The sequence below is a fragment of the Psychrobacter sp. AOP3-A1-26 genome (assembly GCF_052378235.1).
Lineage (GTDB): Bacteria > Pseudomonadota > Gammaproteobacteria > Pseudomonadales > Moraxellaceae > Psychrobacter.
This window is the reverse complement of sequence record NZ_JBQSXN010000076.1, coordinates 1-14,643: the sequence shown is the minus strand read 5'-3', so window position 1 is coordinate 14,643 and position 14,643 is coordinate 1. Positions and strand designations below refer to the sequence as shown.

Genomic DNA, 14,643 nt, shown 5'->3' with positions numbered 1-14,643 from the left:
TGCCTACCTTCTACTGTGTCGTTGCTTGCTCTTGGCTGCGACTCGCCATAACCAATGGCAGTTAAACGATCTTCTGCGACTCCAAACTGCGAGATCAATACTTCTTTTACCGCATTAACACGACGTTGGGATAAAGTTTGGTTATAGCTATCTTTGCCTCGGCTATCAGTATGCCCCTCGATGGTTACTACCGTATTAGGGTACTGGGTCATAAATTCAGCCAACTCAGCTACTTTGGCATAATACTCTGGCCGTACGACCGCCTTATCCGTCTCAAATAATACCTCAAGATCAATCGTCACTTTTTCAGTTAGCACTGGTGTTTCTTTTTCTACTGTTAAAGGTGGTATCACAGTGGGCATAGCAGCGACAGGTGCTGGGCAATTCGGTACGACACGACTAATTTGATGAGACTGATAGGACTTATTTGCTAATAGCGGTGATGCACTGTCAGGCGTTATCTGCGTCAGTGTGCTCTCGCCTGTTCCGTCCATTTCGACATAAAAAAAGTACGTTTGACCACCTTGTAACTGATAATCTTGCTTATCTGCCAATAAGTTATTATTTTTAAAACCAGTCGCCTGAGCACTCAACTGATTACTTCCAGTACAAGAGTCCACCACCGTGTAGTTGTTCGCATGCAAACTGACGTGAAACCTGTTGTTGATGGAGATATTGGTACTTGTTTGCTCAGAATGATTATCGTTCTTCCGTATAAATACTAATCGAGTCTTATCAGACGCCACTTCTTGCTTGAGCACCTCTTTGAAGTCAATACTTTTTTTATTGTTCCACATAACGCCATCAACATGCTGGGTATAGCCTTCACTATCAGCACCACCAATGACAGCACAAGAAGGCATACCAAGCAATGTTATTGGTAAAATAATAGCAACTATATTCTTTCTAAGTATCTTGTTCATAGTATTAACCAGACTTCCATTTTTTTGATAGGTAATATTTTTAAATTAACAAGCAGATGGATTTATATGTTGTTTTTCAATGACCCTGATAGCTATAGTTACCCCACTCTCAACTTCGAAAGTGATTGAAAAAAGAAGAGCACCTCACTAATCTATTGTTTTCGACCAAGAATACAATGGAGTTGTGAGATGCCCATAGACGAATTTATCATCAATATCTATTTAATGGTAGAGCAATATTACAAAATAGTCGTCACCAAACCCTTGCGAAGTGCAGGTTACGCGCCAAAGCTAAGTGATCCTGAGGTTATTTGCATGGAGATGGTCGGTGAATTTTTACACCTTGATCAAGACAAACAGATTTGGCAATACTTTACCCAGCATTGGCAAGACTGGTTTCCAGCCATCGGCTCATACCCTAACTTCGCAAAGCACTGCGCCAATCTGTGGCAAGTCAAACAGCAGATACAAGATAAAGTCAGTCAAATTGAAGGCCGTGACAACATTCATTTTATGGATGGCTTTCCGATACCCGTCTGTCATTATGGACGCGCTTATCGGCATAAAAACTATCAAGACTTAGCAGCTTTTAGTTACTGCGCCGCTAAGCAAGAGAGATACTATGGCTTTGAGGGACATTTGCTTGTTAATTTATCTGGCATGATTAAAGGCTTTACCGTTGCCCCTGCCAATGTTGATGAAAGAGCGGTTGCGCCTGATATTACTGACCATATCCATGGTTTGCTCGGTGCTGATAAAGGGTATATCAGCCCCAGTCTGACATCGTACTACGACGCTCAAGGAGTGGATTTACAAACGCCACTCAGAGCTAATATGAAAGAAGATAGACCCAAACCTGTGGTAAGACGGCTAATGAAAGCTCGCCGTATCGTTGAAACAGTCATTGGTCAGCTATCAGAACGATTTAATATACAAAGAGTGCGAGCAAGAGATTTATGGCATTTGTCTCATCGATTGATTCGTAAGATTCTGTCGCATAATCTGTGCTTTGTACTCAATAAAAAACTTGGTAATCCGCCTCTTCAGTTTGATTTGCTTATTTCAAGTTGAGAGTGGGGTGAATTATGTATATACTTATGTAATGTTATATTATAACATTACAATTAATTTCAGTACTGATTTGTATTCATGTAACTTTTAATTTTGGTAAAACTATGTCTAAGTCATTCAATATCAATGAGTTAAGAGGTATTCATTACACTTCTACACCACCCTCCAATTTTAGTATCAAACATACAACGGTTATATTCTCAGTGACTGCTGCTCTAAGCATGGCAGGCTTACCTGTCATGGCGGCAGAAATTCAGTCAACAAACAGTGAGCTTACTACCTCTGCTGATAACGGGTTATCCGATATGACGATGCCCTCAACCACTTTAGATACGATTGTTGTTACCTCAAACCCTTTACTCCCGCAAGCAAATGAGATGGCTACAGCAACCAGCATTGTTACTGGTGAGGCGCTAGATTCTCAGGTCAACAGTACGCTTGGCGATGCATTGGCAAACGAGATAGGCGTATCTACTGACAGTTTTGGACAAGGCGCGAGTCGACCAATTATTCGCGGACAGAGCGCACCGCGTGTTCAAGTCATGCAAAACGGCTTGACTGTACAGGATGCTTCACAGATTTCTCCAGACCATCAAATATCTGTGCCCATATTGGGTGCAAGACAAATTGAGGTCATAAAAGGCACATCAGCGTTGATGTACGGTGGCGGCGCTATAGGCGGAGTGGTCAATATCGTTGACAACACCATTCCAAACCCGTCGTCACAGAAAAACCTAAACGGCAAAGTGTCGCTAATCGGTCAACAAGCCACCGATGGGTATCTTGGGTATGCAGAGCTCAATGGCGGTATCGGCGATAATTGGCTTTGGAGTGGGCGTTATCAAAAAACGGACAAAGGTAATATTCAAGTACCGCATTGGGACACGGATGAGATTAGCAACAGTTGGTATACTCAAGATAATGGCAGTATTGGGCTATCGTATGTGACTGATTTGGGTTATATCGGTGGTTCATACCAACGTCAGTCTTCAGAATATGGTCTGCCATTCCACGTCCATAGCGAATGCTCGCCTGATAGCAATAATCCTAACAGTCTTAGCTGCGCAGGTGAGCACGACCATGACCACGCTCATGGAGAGGCGCCTTATGTTGATTTGACTTCAGACGTCTATCAGCTCTATGCCGAGCGGCAGATACCTATGATAGGGGTTGATAATATCAATGCCAAGATTAGTTATACCGATTATCGCCATGATGAAATAGATGAAGGCGTGGCTGGCACTACTTTCAAAAACAGTGCCATCAGTGCGCGTACCCAAGCAACCCATGCAACTTATAAAACAGGCAATTTAGGGTTTATGAAAGGGGTGGTTGGCTTAGATTACACCAACAGTGAGTTTTCAGCGGTGGGACTAGAAGGTTACCTTCCAAAAACGGATCGTACTCAAGTGGGACTATTTTTTATTGAGCGACTCACGCCGAATTACCTTGGTGCAAAAATAGAAAATGTCGATAAATTTGCTGACAATACGTTTTCATCATCTGATGAACATGCAGGTCACAATCATGGTGGTAGAGCAGATTCTACTGATGAAAGCACTAACGCCATCGTCAGCAAGCAAGGAAGAAGTCCTTGGTACATCGAATTTGGCGGTCGTCAAGATTTTCAAAACCTGACTGATACCGAAAATAATATTGACAAAGCACATACTGGTACTTCTGTCAGCTTAGAGGGTGGTAAGTACCTTACGCCCAACACACAACTGTCTGCAAGAATCAGTCATTCTGAAAGACTACCCTCCTCACAAGAGTTATTCTCTAATGGTGCCCATCTGGCAACCAATACTTGGGAGCGCGGTAATGATCAATTAAAAGAAGAGTCAACCAATGGTGTAGAACTTACATTGCGCTTTGACAATGGCGATAGCTTTGAGACCAGTATTTCTGCTTTTTATAATGACAGCAAGGACTATATCTACGCTAAAACACAAGATGTCGTTACAGAAGGAGAGTCGGCAGGTTTTAGATTGGTTGACTACGTTCAAAGCGATGCCAAACATTATGGCGGTGAAATTCAATCACGCTATTATCTGAACAACAGAATCAGTATCGGCAGCTTCGCTGATATCGCATTGATAACGCTAGACAGTAATGATCTTACCAGTAAATATGCCCCAAGATTGGTGGCCCCTCGAATTGGTGGTGACATTACAACTCAATTTGGTCAGTTCGATTTGGTACTCTCTGGCTATCATCGCTTTGAGCAAGACCACATTGCTGACTTTGAGACCAATACGCCAAGCTACAACATGGTTGACGCCAAGCTTGTCTATCACAGTCCTAGCGCTTATGACTATACCGCCTTCCTTCAGGTTAATAACCTTTTAAATGAGCTGGCATACAATCATGCCTCCTATTTGGTTGAACACGTGCCTATGCCGGAGCGTTCATTGAATGCTGGGGTGACCTATCGTTTTTAACCGTCAGTTCTCTAAGTACTGGCTTGTCTGACTTCTTGACAATAATTAGTAAAAAATCATACCCATGAATGGAGCACCTTTATGATTCAGTTTCACCCACTAAGTAAATCTATTGCACTAGCTTTATCTACTTTGTTAACGGTTACAGCGCTTAGCGGTTGTGGCTCAGATGATGATCGCAAAACACCAACAACGCAACCAGGCCACGATCACGATCACGATCACGATCACGATCATGATCATGATCATGATCATGATGAAGAGTCAGAGGTAACCGCTGAGCTAAGGCAAGGGCGGATAATGATTACCGAAAAAAACAGTAATAAAGCTTATGTTTATAGTCTTGCTCAAAACAAAGTTATTCAAAATTTGGATTTAACAGGTCAAGCTGATGCGCTTCAAACCAGTCCAGATGGTAATTATATTCTAGTACTCGACCGTACCAACCAAGGGGTGAATTTTTACCATAGTGGACTGGAAATTGAAGACCATGGCGACCACGATCACCCCTACGCTCGAGACGTCAGTAAGATGCCACTACAGTTAAATTACACCCGTCCTGTACATTATCAAACGTATGGCGAGCAAGCTGGATTGTTTTTTGATGGCTTAGGTGCGGCAGGTAATCCAATAGATAACCCTACACAGGCAGCTGGATTTGCCCTAGTAACAGATAAAGATATTGCAAATGGCAAACTTCTTTATCAAAAATTAAACACCAACATGCATGGCACAGCAGAGCCTCGCGGGAATTATGTTATCAGTACAGGACGTTATGATACAGTGGGTAGTCCACTCGCTGATACAATCAGCGTCTTTGAACGTCACAATGATCATTATCATTTAAACCAGACGTTTGATACCAAATGTCAGGGTCTGCATGGCAGTGGCAGCGTGACTGACTTTAGTGTTTTTGCTTGTAGTGATGGTATTTTGAGTGTGAAGCAAACTGATGATGCGTTTAGTGCTGAAAAAATCACCTACCCTGCCAGCTTGATCAATAACCAGTGCATCAATGAAGATGGTAGCAGTAGTGCCGCTCGAATCGGTTCGTTTGTAACCAACCATCATCACAACTATTTAGTTGGCACGGCCTGTGGTCAACCATACCGTATTGATCCTGCTAGTAAGAATGTTGCTCCTATTGTTTGGACGTCCAATAACAGTCGCCGAGTTGTCAGCTATGATTTTGATGCTCATGGAGAACATTTAATGCTACTTGACGACGCAGGAACCTTACATCTGCTTGATGTGACGCAGAACTATAAACAAGTAGCCGCATTGAATATTATACCGAATGGAATCAAGAACTATAGTCATGGTGGCCCATCTTTGATCGTTAATCCGAATACTGAGATGGTTTACGTGATGGACAGTGAGAGTCAGCAAATCATTACCATCAATCCTGATGCTAAAAAAATTGAGTCAAAAATGAAATTGGCCTTTGCACCATCGCAGTTGGCTTGGTTCGGGGTGAAAACTGTACACGACGATGAGCATCATCACGAGTCCTAACCTACTTTTTATAGAAACTTAAATTTTTAGACTGAACCCCATGAGTTAATTGTCGCTCATGGGGTTCAGTTTTTAGTAGAATAGACAGTTGTTAAGTAACAATTATATTAGCGTAGATGTAGATGCTCCCCTTTTCATACTTGACTGCTAATGAATAGATTGAGACAAATCTGAGAGCTGTTATAGTCATTCGAAGCTTAATCAATTGAGTTCAGACTGTATGCCGTCGTTTTATACGGGTTAGACAGCTTTAGTGATAATAAAGCCACTATTGGCATAAACAAACTGGGTATCCAAAGACAAGCCTCTAAACCAAATTCTTAATACACCCACCCTGATAACACCATTCCAATCAGCTAGCCTGCGCACTTAGCCAGAGTTATGCCTTAAAAGGGAGTGTGTTCGCGCTCCCTTTTTTAAATTCGAAAATACTTATTTGGATTCCATTCCCGCCAAGGTCATACCGAAACGTATAATGGTCGCGACCACCAAAAGCGAGCCAACGCCAAGTGCCCAAAAAATCAGTAACCATTTGAACTGGTGAAGACTTTTTTTCATCGTACTTTCCTCCAAACTAACTTACTTACATAAAAGGCTGGCTCTCTGTAAACACCAATCTTTTTGCTATCTGCTTTCTAATGATAACCATCGGTATCTACGACTTTTCCACGGAACACTCGATAAGACCAAAAGGTATAAATCAAGATGACAGGCACAATAAACACAACGCCGACTAAGGTAAATTTAAGGCTAGACGTTGGTGCTGCGGCCTGATAAATCGTAATACTCGGTGGAATAATGTTTGGCCAAAGACTAATACATAACCCTAAATATCCTAAAAACAACATGCATAAAGCACAAATAAAAGCACGATCTTCTTGTTTAGAATGCGCCGCGCCCATAAGAAACAGTGCAAAAATAGCCGTAAAAATCGGTAAAGGCGCCAAATACATAATATTGGATACGTTAAACCATAAGTCCCGTACACTGTCGTTAATCATTGGCGTATAGATGCTGATAATGAACATACAGGCTACGAGCAGTAAGGTTAATGGTTTAATGAATGTGCGCATTTTTTTCTGCAAACCATGCTCTGTTTTAACAACCAACCAAGTGACGCCAAGTAGTCCATAAGCAAATAGCAAACTAAAACCCGTGAACAGGCTAAATGGACTCAACCAATCCAATCCACCGCCAGCGAACTCGCCATTGTCTACTTGAAAACCAATGATCACAGCGCCCATCGCCACGCCTTGAGCAAAGGTGGCCATTAGGGAACCAACAAAAAATAGCTTGTCCCAAATTGGACGATGAGACTCTGTCGCCTTAAAGCGAAACTCAAAGGCGACGCCACGCAAAATCAAACCAAATAACATCAGTAAAATCGGTCCATATAAGGCTGACAAAATCACCGAATACGCCATAGGAAATGCAGCCAATAAGCCCGCGCCACCCAATACAAGCCAAGTTTCGTTACCATCCCAAACAGGAGCAACCGAATTCACCATAATATCTCGCTCATGTTCGTCTTTAATAAAAGGAAACAGCAGACCAATCCCCAAATCAAAGCCATCTAAGAACACGTACATCATCAAACCAAAGCCGATAACAAAAGCCCAAATCGTCGGTAAATCAAAATACATGACACTGTCTCCTAAATTTCTACGCCATCAGCGGCAGATAGCGGACGGGCTGGGCGTTTGCTCAAATCATCATCATCTTCAAACAAATAATCGACGGTTGGACCTTTATGAATCAGCGCCAGCATATAACTCACGCCTAAACCAAACACACACAGATACACCACGACGAAAGCGAGCAATGATAAACTCATGGCAGTCACACTATTGGGCGAGCCTGCATCTATAGTGCGCTGCAAACCATATACCACCCAAGGCTGGCGACCTGTTTCAGTGACAAACCAGCCTGTCAGCATGGCAATCAGACCAGCTGGCCCCATCGCAACACAAAAGCGCAAAAACCATTTTTTCTCGTAGATTCTGCCCTTTTTGCGAAGTATCAATGCAGTTACCGCCAGTACAATCATCAAGATGCCAAGCGCCACCATGATACGAAAGCTAAAGAAAACCACAGGCACGTAAGGACGATCTTCTGCTGCAACAGACGTAAGCGGTGGAATATCCCCATCCACAGAGTGCGTCAAAATCAAACTGGCAAGATTCGGAATCTCAATCGCAAAATCGTTTCTTTCTTCGTCCATATTTGGCCAACCAAACAAGACCAGCGGTACGCCTTCACCTTTTTCCGTTTGATGCCAGTGCCCTTCCATCGCGGCTACCTTGATTGGCTGATGCTCTAGCGTGTTTAGGCCATGCTGATCACCGACCATCACTTGCAAAGGTGCCGAAATCAGCAGCATCCACATTGCCATGGACAACATTTTTTTCGCAACTTGTATATGAGAGCCTTTTAGCAAATGCCATGCACCAGAAGCCCCAACTAATAACGCCGTTGCCAAGAAGGCCGCCAAGCCCATGTGAACTAAACGATAAGGAAAAGAAGGGTTAAAAATAATCTCAAACCAATTGACAGGTACAACGCGACCATCAACGATGTCGTAGCCTTGAGGGGTTTGCATCCAGCTGTTAGATGCCAAAATCCAGGTCATCGAAATTAAGGTTCCAATAGCGACCAAAATAGTAGAGGCAAAATGTAGCTTTTCACCGACTTTTTTCCAGCCAAACAACATAACCCCTAAGAAGCCAGCTTCAAGGAAGAAAGCCGTCATCACTTCATAACTAAGTAGCGGACCAGTAATGGCTCCTGCGAAGTTAGAAAACTGGCTCCAGTTGGTACCAAATTGGTACGCCATCACAATGCCAGAAACAACACCCATGGCAAAATTGACAGCAAATATTTTCATCCAAAATCGGCATAAGGTCATGTAAATCGGCTTTCTTGTACAAAGCCAAAAACCTTCTAATACGGCCAGATAACTGGCAAGACCGATTGTAATAGCGGGAAAAATAATATGGAACGAGACGGTGAACGCGAATTGTATTCGCGCCAAATCAATAGCATTTAAGTCAATCATTGTGCCCTGCCTACCCTCTACACTGTCAGAAAGTAAAAAATAATTACTTTGTTAAGTGTAAAACTTTAAAAAATATAGAACAGGCACAATAAATTAATTTAGAATAGGTACAGATTCATTAACAAAGGCTCAGTTATGAGTCAGTTTAAATACCTAGAGCTGGAACATTTATTACGCAAAGATATAAAAGCCAATCATTTTTTGCCAAGCGGAAAACTTCCTTCTGTCCGAGAAATGTGCCAGAACTTGGGCTTTTCTAAAGCCACGGTGCTACATGCTTTGCATCGACTCGAAGCAGAGGGATTGATCTTTTCTAAACCAAAATCAGGTTACTTTGTCAAAGCCACGACACCAAATGACCGTCTCTCGCCAAAGCGCATTAACCCACCCGCTGCTCCCAGAGACGTAACCGTTCCAGCCATCTTAAAAGACATCATGACACGCAGTGCCGCCTTTGATATTTTGCCAACGGCTGGTGTTACCAATGATGCGAATCACCTCATCACTTTAAACCGGCACTTAAGCAAAGCATTGCGTTCCAGACCCACTCAAAAAGCTCTCTACTACAACGACTCAAGTGGCGATATGCGCTTAAAAGATGCCATTGTGACTCACTACCGTCACCGTAGTTTGAACCAAGATCCATCACAGGTTTGCATTACCGGTGGTTGCCAACACGCCTTATTCATCTCTCTTATGGCAACGTGCTCACCCGGTGATACTGTAACAGTAGAGTCTCCAGCATTTTATGGCGTACTGCAAATCATGGAACAACTCAAACTGAAAATTATCGAGGTCGCTGCTGACCCTAGAGAAGGTTTGAGCGTTGAAGATTTGGTCGAAAAAATAACAGAGTGGCCGATTAAAGCCTGTATTGTGTCGCCAAACTACGCCACGCCCACTGGGGCGTTTATGCCTGAAAAAGCACGCCGAGCATTAATCAATCTAGCGGTTGAAAAAGATTTTTGCATCATAGAGGACGATATTTATGGGGATTTGGCTTTTCCGCCTTTTACAGCCGAACCATTGAAGAAATTCGATCCTAACGGACAAGTTATTCTGTGCAGCTCTTTCTCGAAAAGTTTATCGCGAGATTTAAGGATTGGCTGGGTGTTTGGTGGTAAGTGGCACGACAAGATTACTCAATTGAAACTGGTTACCCAGCTCTCCTCTAGCGAATCCACTCAGCAGGGTTTGGCAACATTTTTAGAAGAAGGTCATTACAGACGTTACATTGCTCAACAGGTCAATACGCTAAAGCAACAACAAAGGGATCTGATGACCTTATTAGATACTCATTGGAGTGACAAAATTCGCTATACCCACGCCCAAGGTGGCATTTCTATGTGGGTAGAGTTAGATGAAACCATCAACACACAGCGCAGTTATAATAAAGTATTAGAGCAAGGCGTGATCATGACACCCGGCTCACTTTTCTCGGCATCGGGTCAATATAAAAATTTTTTACGCTTAAGTTATATCCACCCGTTGACCGAGCAAAGGCAGGCCGCTGTCAAAAAGCTATTTGACGTACTACTTGGATAGGGTTTTTTAACATTAAACCTAGTGACGAACAAGCTTTTGATGCCTTTCACCGCATTATATAGCGAAACCGTCGAAACTACTTTGGTGCATTAGGCTTAACTGATCTCTTAGTACATCACCAAAGACACATGAATCACCTGGATAATTTAACCGCTTACACAGTAAATATACCGTCGAGTAGCCCTACCCATTTTTAAAATCAGCGAAGAAAACACATATAAACGATAATTTATCTATTTTCATTTTGACTCACCATGGCTTGTCTAAGAAACTTTTCTAATTCATCCATTTGCAATAATCCCAAGTCCATACCTTTACTGGTGCGGACTCTAACGCTAGATTCCTCCAACTCTTTTTCTCCAATCAATAAAAGAAACGGTACTTTTTGTAAGGTATGCTTGCGAATTTTATAACCAAGTTTATCCTTACCAAAGTCACACTCTACTCGCAATGATAAATTCTGTAGTTGCTTCAAGACTTGCTGGGCATAAATCTGTTGGTGTTCAGAAATAGTTATTATCATAACTTGGACAGGCGCAAGCCAAAAAGGTAGGTGACCTGCGTAGTGCTCAATCAAAATGCCGATAAACCGTTCAAGTGAACCGAATATAGCGCGGTGTAGCATGACCGGTTTCTGTTTCTGATTATCTTCGTTAATATAGCTGAGATCAAAGCGCTCTGGGAGGTTTAAATCTACTTGAATGGTGCCACATTGCCATTCTCTACCGATCGCATCTTTTAGCGTAAATTCAATTTTAGGTCCATAAAATGCACCTTCTCCTTCACTGACCTCATAGGCGATATCAATGTCTTGCAAAGATTGAATGAGCGTCTGTTCTAAAAAATCCCATGTTTGCTCAGACCCTATTCTATTTTTTGGACGAGTAGATACTTTGATAGAAATATTGTCAAACCCAAAATGCTGGTAGATTTTATAAATCAAGCGGATGGTACTGACACACTCTGATAGGAGCTGGTCTTTGGTACAAAATATGTGCGCATCGTCCTGAGTAAAATGTCGAACTCGCATTAAGCCGTGCAGTGATCCTGAAGGCTCATAACGGTGAACTTTACCAAATTCCGCCATTTTAAGTGGTAACTCTCTATAGCTTTTTAAATCATGACCGTAGAGACAAACAGCACCAGGACAGCTCATTGGTTTTAACGCGTAGGTTTTTTCATCAGGTGTCTCTACCGCAAACATTTGCTGTTTATAGTTTTGCCAATGTCCTGAAATCTCCCATAGCTCTCTATCCATAACGTCTGGTGTATTGACCTCAATATACCCTGCCTCTTCCTGCTGATGGCGTAAATATCCCGTCAGTAATTGAAATATTTTCCAACCTTTCGCATGCCAAAAAACAGCTCCTGGTGCTCGTTCGTCAAAATGTAACAGGTCCAGTTGCTGTGATAATTTTCTGTGATCTCTTTTTGCTGCTTCTTCTTGTTGCTTCAGATAATCGGTCAGTTGTTTTCGAGTAGCCCAGCAAGTGACATAGATTCGTTGCAACATAGGCTGACTTGCATCACCTTGCCAATAGGCACCTGATACATGAGTGATTTTGAAGTTTGGCAAAAATGAGGTGTTAGCAACCAAAGGGAATATATAGATATCATTCACACTATCATCAAGTGGTTGAAATAAGGTCGTTATTGACTCGCTTTGTTCTCTATACTGTTTTAAATGTTCTGATTTAAGTGGGTTTTCTGAGCCGAAGTAAGCAATAGCATCAGTTAGAGAGACGTCACGACCTACTATGGGCTGCTTTTGTTGAACAATATTTTGCATGCCGTTTGATATGTCATTGAGGTGATCTTCGTTAAAATTAGGCGTCTCTGCAAAATCATAATAAAAACCAGTATCTGTGGTTTGATACTGTATGGGCTTGGCATTTGGGTGTAAGTTTAAAACTGATTTCACAAGAAGATAAGCAAATGAATCACGTTGAAGCATTGAAGCCTCGTCATCTTGAGACGTGATAAGCTGGATGTGGCAGTCTTCAGTTATGAGATGTTGCAAATCAACATATCGGCTACCAACTTTCGCCAAAAACACTTTTTTATAACCAGGCGGTTTATAGGTTTCTAATAAGGTAGCGATCGATATAGGGTCTTCAATTGAAAGTTGCTGAGCATTTTGGTGACTAATTATTTGGATATTCATAAGTAATCTGGCAATTAATAATTATGGTGATTAACGGTCGATTTCAAGAGATTGACCACGGCAGTTTGGGAACAGCTGGTTTTTATGCCATGCAAGTTGCCCTGAGATGATGGTGGTGTCTACAGAATATCGAAAAGCTTTATGTGCAAAAGGCGTCCAGTTACAGTGCATATAATTACGAGTGTCACTGACCATGACTTTTTCTTTATTTTCTTTGAGTAATACCAAATCAGCCCAATATCCTTCGCGTATATAGCCTCGGTCTTTAATGCGAAACAAGTCTGCCACTTGATGCGATGTCTTGCGTACCATGGTTTCGATGTTCATCTGTTTGTCCTCAACCAATTCCATCAACGCAGGCAAGGCATGTTGTACAAGGGGCAATCCAGCTGGGGCATTGAAGTAACTTTGCTGCTTTTCCTGCCAAGTATGCGGTGCGTGGTCAGTACCAATAATATCCAAACGGTTAGACTCTGAGATCGCTTGAATCAATGCTTGACGGTCCTGTACTGTTTTGATGGCTGGATTACATTTGATGAGATGTCCTAGCATTTCATAATCAGTATCATCAAAACTTAAATGATGCACACAAACTTCAGCGGTAATATACTTTTTATCGAGTGGTAGGTTTTTAAACAGACAAATCTCTTTAGCTGTGGTGATATGTAATACGTGTAGCTGAGTACCATATTTTTCAGCCAGTGCAACCGCCATACTTGAGCTTTCAAAGCAGGCTTGTTTATCACGAATACGGCCATGCATGACGGCAGGAATGTCGGCACCGTATTTTTCTTTATACTGTTGCTCGCGCATTTTGATACGAGGCGTTGATTCACAATGCGTCAACAAAATAGTAGGCACATTCGAAAATAGGCGTTCTAGGGTTTGCGGGTCGTCGACCAGCATATTGCCTGTAGACGCTCCCATAAAAACTTTAACGCCACTAACAAGCTTAGGGTCTAGGTTTTCGACAATATCAATATTATCGGCACTGACACCGAAGTGAAAGGCGTAATTTGCCATGCTATGTGTTGCGGCATTTAACTTCTTTTGCTGTAATGCTTGCAAATCTAGTGTCGCAGGCTGCGTATTGGGCATATCCATATAGCTTGTGATACCACCAATCGCCGCCGCCATCGACTCTGATTTTACAGTGCCTTTTTGCGGTGCCCCTGGATCTCTAAAATGCACTTGATCATCAATCATACCTGGAATGAGCCAGCCACCTTCTGCATCGATATTTTCTGCACGAGAAACACCGGTAATACTAGGCTGTATTTTTTCGATACGACCATTTTCTATCAGTACATCAGCCATTTCCCGAATGCCTTCATTCACAATGACAGCATTGCGGATGATGATTTTTGGAAGGTTGCTAAAATTCATTTTGTAAGGCCTTGTATCCTTGCACCAGCTCGATATTGGCATTTACCACACTTTCTGAAAACTCATTAAGCGATACATCCATAGGTGGAAAGTCACTTAAGTTAGTGGTGGGGTGAATATGACTGATAGCAGGAACATAAAAGTTATCAGGTAAGTCTTGTCCATCCACAACGGCATTGTGTCTCACTGCACTTCTATTACCGACTCTGCAATTGAACAAGACACTATTGAATCCTATAAAGACATGATGTCCAATCTTACAAGGCCCATGAATGATAGAGCGATGAGCAATAGAAGAGTTTTCTCCAATGGTGACAGCGGCCCCAGCTTTGGAGTGAATAACTACTCCATCTTGAATGTTTGAATTAGCACCGATAATAATAGGTTCCATTTCACCTTGTGCATCCACTTCATCAGCGCGGATAACAGCATAAGGCCCAATGAAGACATTGGCATGAATAATAACTTTGCCGCAAATAATAGCCGTTTGATCGACATAGGCCGTTTGATCGATGATAGGAAGGTCGCCGGATGGGTTTTTAC

Annotated in this window: 11 protein-coding genes and 1 pseudogene; 4 read left to right on the top strand and 8 right to left on the bottom strand. The window is 42.3% G+C overall.

Features of this window, described 5'->3' with window-relative positions; genetic code table 11:
- A partial coding sequence (locus ACT3TU_RS11265) for an OmpA family protein (RefSeq protein WP_444784380.1) occupies positions 1 to 923 on the bottom strand: 923 nt, incomplete at its 3' end.
- Positions 924 to 1,112: 189 nt separating this feature from the next.
- Between ACT3TU_RS11265 and ACT3TU_RS11260 the strand changes: the two genes are divergently transcribed.
- The 3 genes from ACT3TU_RS11260 (at position 1,113) to ACT3TU_RS11250 (ending at position 5,950) form a co-directional block, all read left to right on the top strand.
- Positions 1,113 to 1,994 (top strand): IS982-like element ISPsma1 family transposase, encoded by an 882-nt coding sequence (locus ACT3TU_RS11260; protein ID WP_058199818.1) that lies wholly within the window; start codon positions 1,113 to 1,115, stop codon positions 1,992 to 1,994.
- Between the two features lie 104 nt (positions 1,995 to 2,098).
- Positions 2,099 to 4,435 (top strand): TonB-dependent receptor, encoded by a 2,337-nt coding sequence (locus ACT3TU_RS11255; protein WP_225736921.1) that lies wholly within the window; start codon positions 2,099 to 2,101, stop codon positions 4,433 to 4,435.
- 81 nt (positions 4,436 to 4,516) lie between these two features.
- Positions 4,517 to 5,950 (top strand): hypothetical protein, encoded by a 1,434-nt coding sequence (locus tag ACT3TU_RS11250; RefSeq protein ID WP_443512741.1) that lies wholly within the window; start codon positions 4,517 to 4,519, stop codon positions 5,948 to 5,950.
- 432 nt (positions 5,951 to 6,382) lie between these two features.
- Here ACT3TU_RS11250 and ACT3TU_RS11245 read toward each other — a convergent pair whose 3' ends face one another.
- From ACT3TU_RS11245 to ACT3TU_RS11235, 3 genes are all read right to left on the bottom strand, one after another.
- The gene (locus ACT3TU_RS11245; protein ID WP_083766349.1) at positions 6,383 to 6,508 is read right to left on the bottom strand and encodes a DUF2474 family protein; all 126 of its coding nucleotides are present in this window, start codon (positions 6,506 to 6,508) and stop codon (positions 6,383 to 6,385) included.
- Between the two features lie 77 nt (positions 6,509 to 6,585).
- Positions 6,586 to 7,593 (bottom strand): cytochrome d ubiquinol oxidase subunit II, encoded by a 1,008-nt coding sequence (cydB, locus tag ACT3TU_RS11240; RefSeq protein WP_095570159.1) that lies wholly within the window; start codon positions 7,591 to 7,593, stop codon positions 6,586 to 6,588.
- An 11-nt stretch (positions 7,594 to 7,604) separates the two neighbouring features.
- Positions 7,605 to 9,005 carry a cytochrome ubiquinol oxidase subunit I gene (locus tag ACT3TU_RS11235; RefSeq protein WP_095570158.1) on the bottom strand — a complete coding sequence of 467 codons (1,401 nt, stop codon included), beginning with the start codon at positions 9,003 to 9,005 and terminating at the stop codon, positions 7,605 to 7,607.
- Positions 9,006 to 9,140: 135 nt separating this feature from the next.
- Between ACT3TU_RS11235 and ACT3TU_RS11230 the strand changes: the two genes are divergently transcribed.
- A complete protein-coding gene (locus tag ACT3TU_RS11230; protein ID WP_192523584.1) occupies positions 9,141 to 10,550 on the top strand; it encodes an aminotransferase-like domain-containing protein in 1,410 nt (469 codons plus the stop codon).
- A gap of 54 nt (positions 10,551 to 10,604) precedes the next feature.
- On the opposite strand, the pseudogene ACT3TU_RS11225 reads toward ACT3TU_RS11230, so the two are convergent.
- The 4 genes and pseudogenes from ACT3TU_RS11225 to ACT3TU_RS11210 form a co-directional block, all read right to left on the bottom strand.
- Positions 10,605 to 10,721 (bottom strand): annotated as a pseudogene (locus ACT3TU_RS11225) (DUF934 domain-containing protein); the annotation flags it as partial.
- Positions 10,722 to 10,779: 58 nt separating this feature from the next.
- Positions 10,780 to 12,714 carry a threonine--tRNA ligase gene (thrS, locus tag ACT3TU_RS11220; protein ID WP_192523583.1) on the bottom strand — a complete coding sequence of 645 codons (1,935 nt, stop codon included), beginning with the start codon at positions 12,712 to 12,714 and terminating at the stop codon, positions 10,780 to 10,782.
- 30 nt (positions 12,715 to 12,744) lie between these two features.
- Entirely contained in the window at positions 12,745 to 14,100 is a 1,356-nt protein-coding gene (locus ACT3TU_RS11215) for a dihydroorotase (protein ID WP_095570154.1), read from the bottom strand.
- A partial coding sequence (locus ACT3TU_RS11210; RefSeq protein WP_444784379.1) for a gamma carbonic anhydrase family protein occupies positions 14,090 to 14,643 on the bottom strand: 554 nt, incomplete at its 5' end. The genes ACT3TU_RS11215 and ACT3TU_RS11210, both read right to left, overlap by 11 nt.

Bases quoted from the DNA above. Each gene is read 5' to 3' on its own strand.
- thrS (WP_192523583.1), bottom strand. From the start codon at position 12,714: ATGAATATCCAAATAATTAGTCACCAAAATGCTCAGCAACTTTCAATT.
- ACT3TU_RS11235 (WP_095570158.1), bottom strand. From the start codon at position 9,005: ATGATTGACTTAAATGCTATTGATTTGGCGCGAATACAATTCGCGTTC.
- ACT3TU_RS11215 (WP_095570154.1), bottom strand. From the start codon at position 14,100: ATGAATTTTAGCAACCTTCCAAAAATCATCATCCGCAATGCTGTCATT.
- ACT3TU_RS11255 (WP_225736921.1), top strand. From the start codon at position 2,099: ATGTCTAAGTCATTCAATATCAATGAGTTAAGAGGTATTCATTACACT.
- ACT3TU_RS11245 (WP_083766349.1), bottom strand. From the start codon at position 6,508: ATGAAAAAAAGTCTTCACCAGTTCAAATGGTTACTGATTTTTTGGGCA.
- cydB (WP_095570159.1), bottom strand. From the start codon at position 7,593: ATGTATTTTGATTTACCGACGATTTGGGCTTTTGTTATCGGCTTTGGT.
- ACT3TU_RS11250 (WP_443512741.1), top strand. From the start codon at position 4,517: ATGATTCAGTTTCACCCACTAAGTAAATCTATTGCACTAGCTTTATCT.
- ACT3TU_RS11230 (WP_192523584.1), top strand. From the start codon at position 9,141: ATGAGTCAGTTTAAATACCTAGAGCTGGAACATTTATTACGCAAAGAT.
- ACT3TU_RS11260 (WP_058199818.1), top strand. From the start codon at position 1,113: ATGCCCATAGACGAATTTATCATCAATATCTATTTAATGGTAGAGCAA.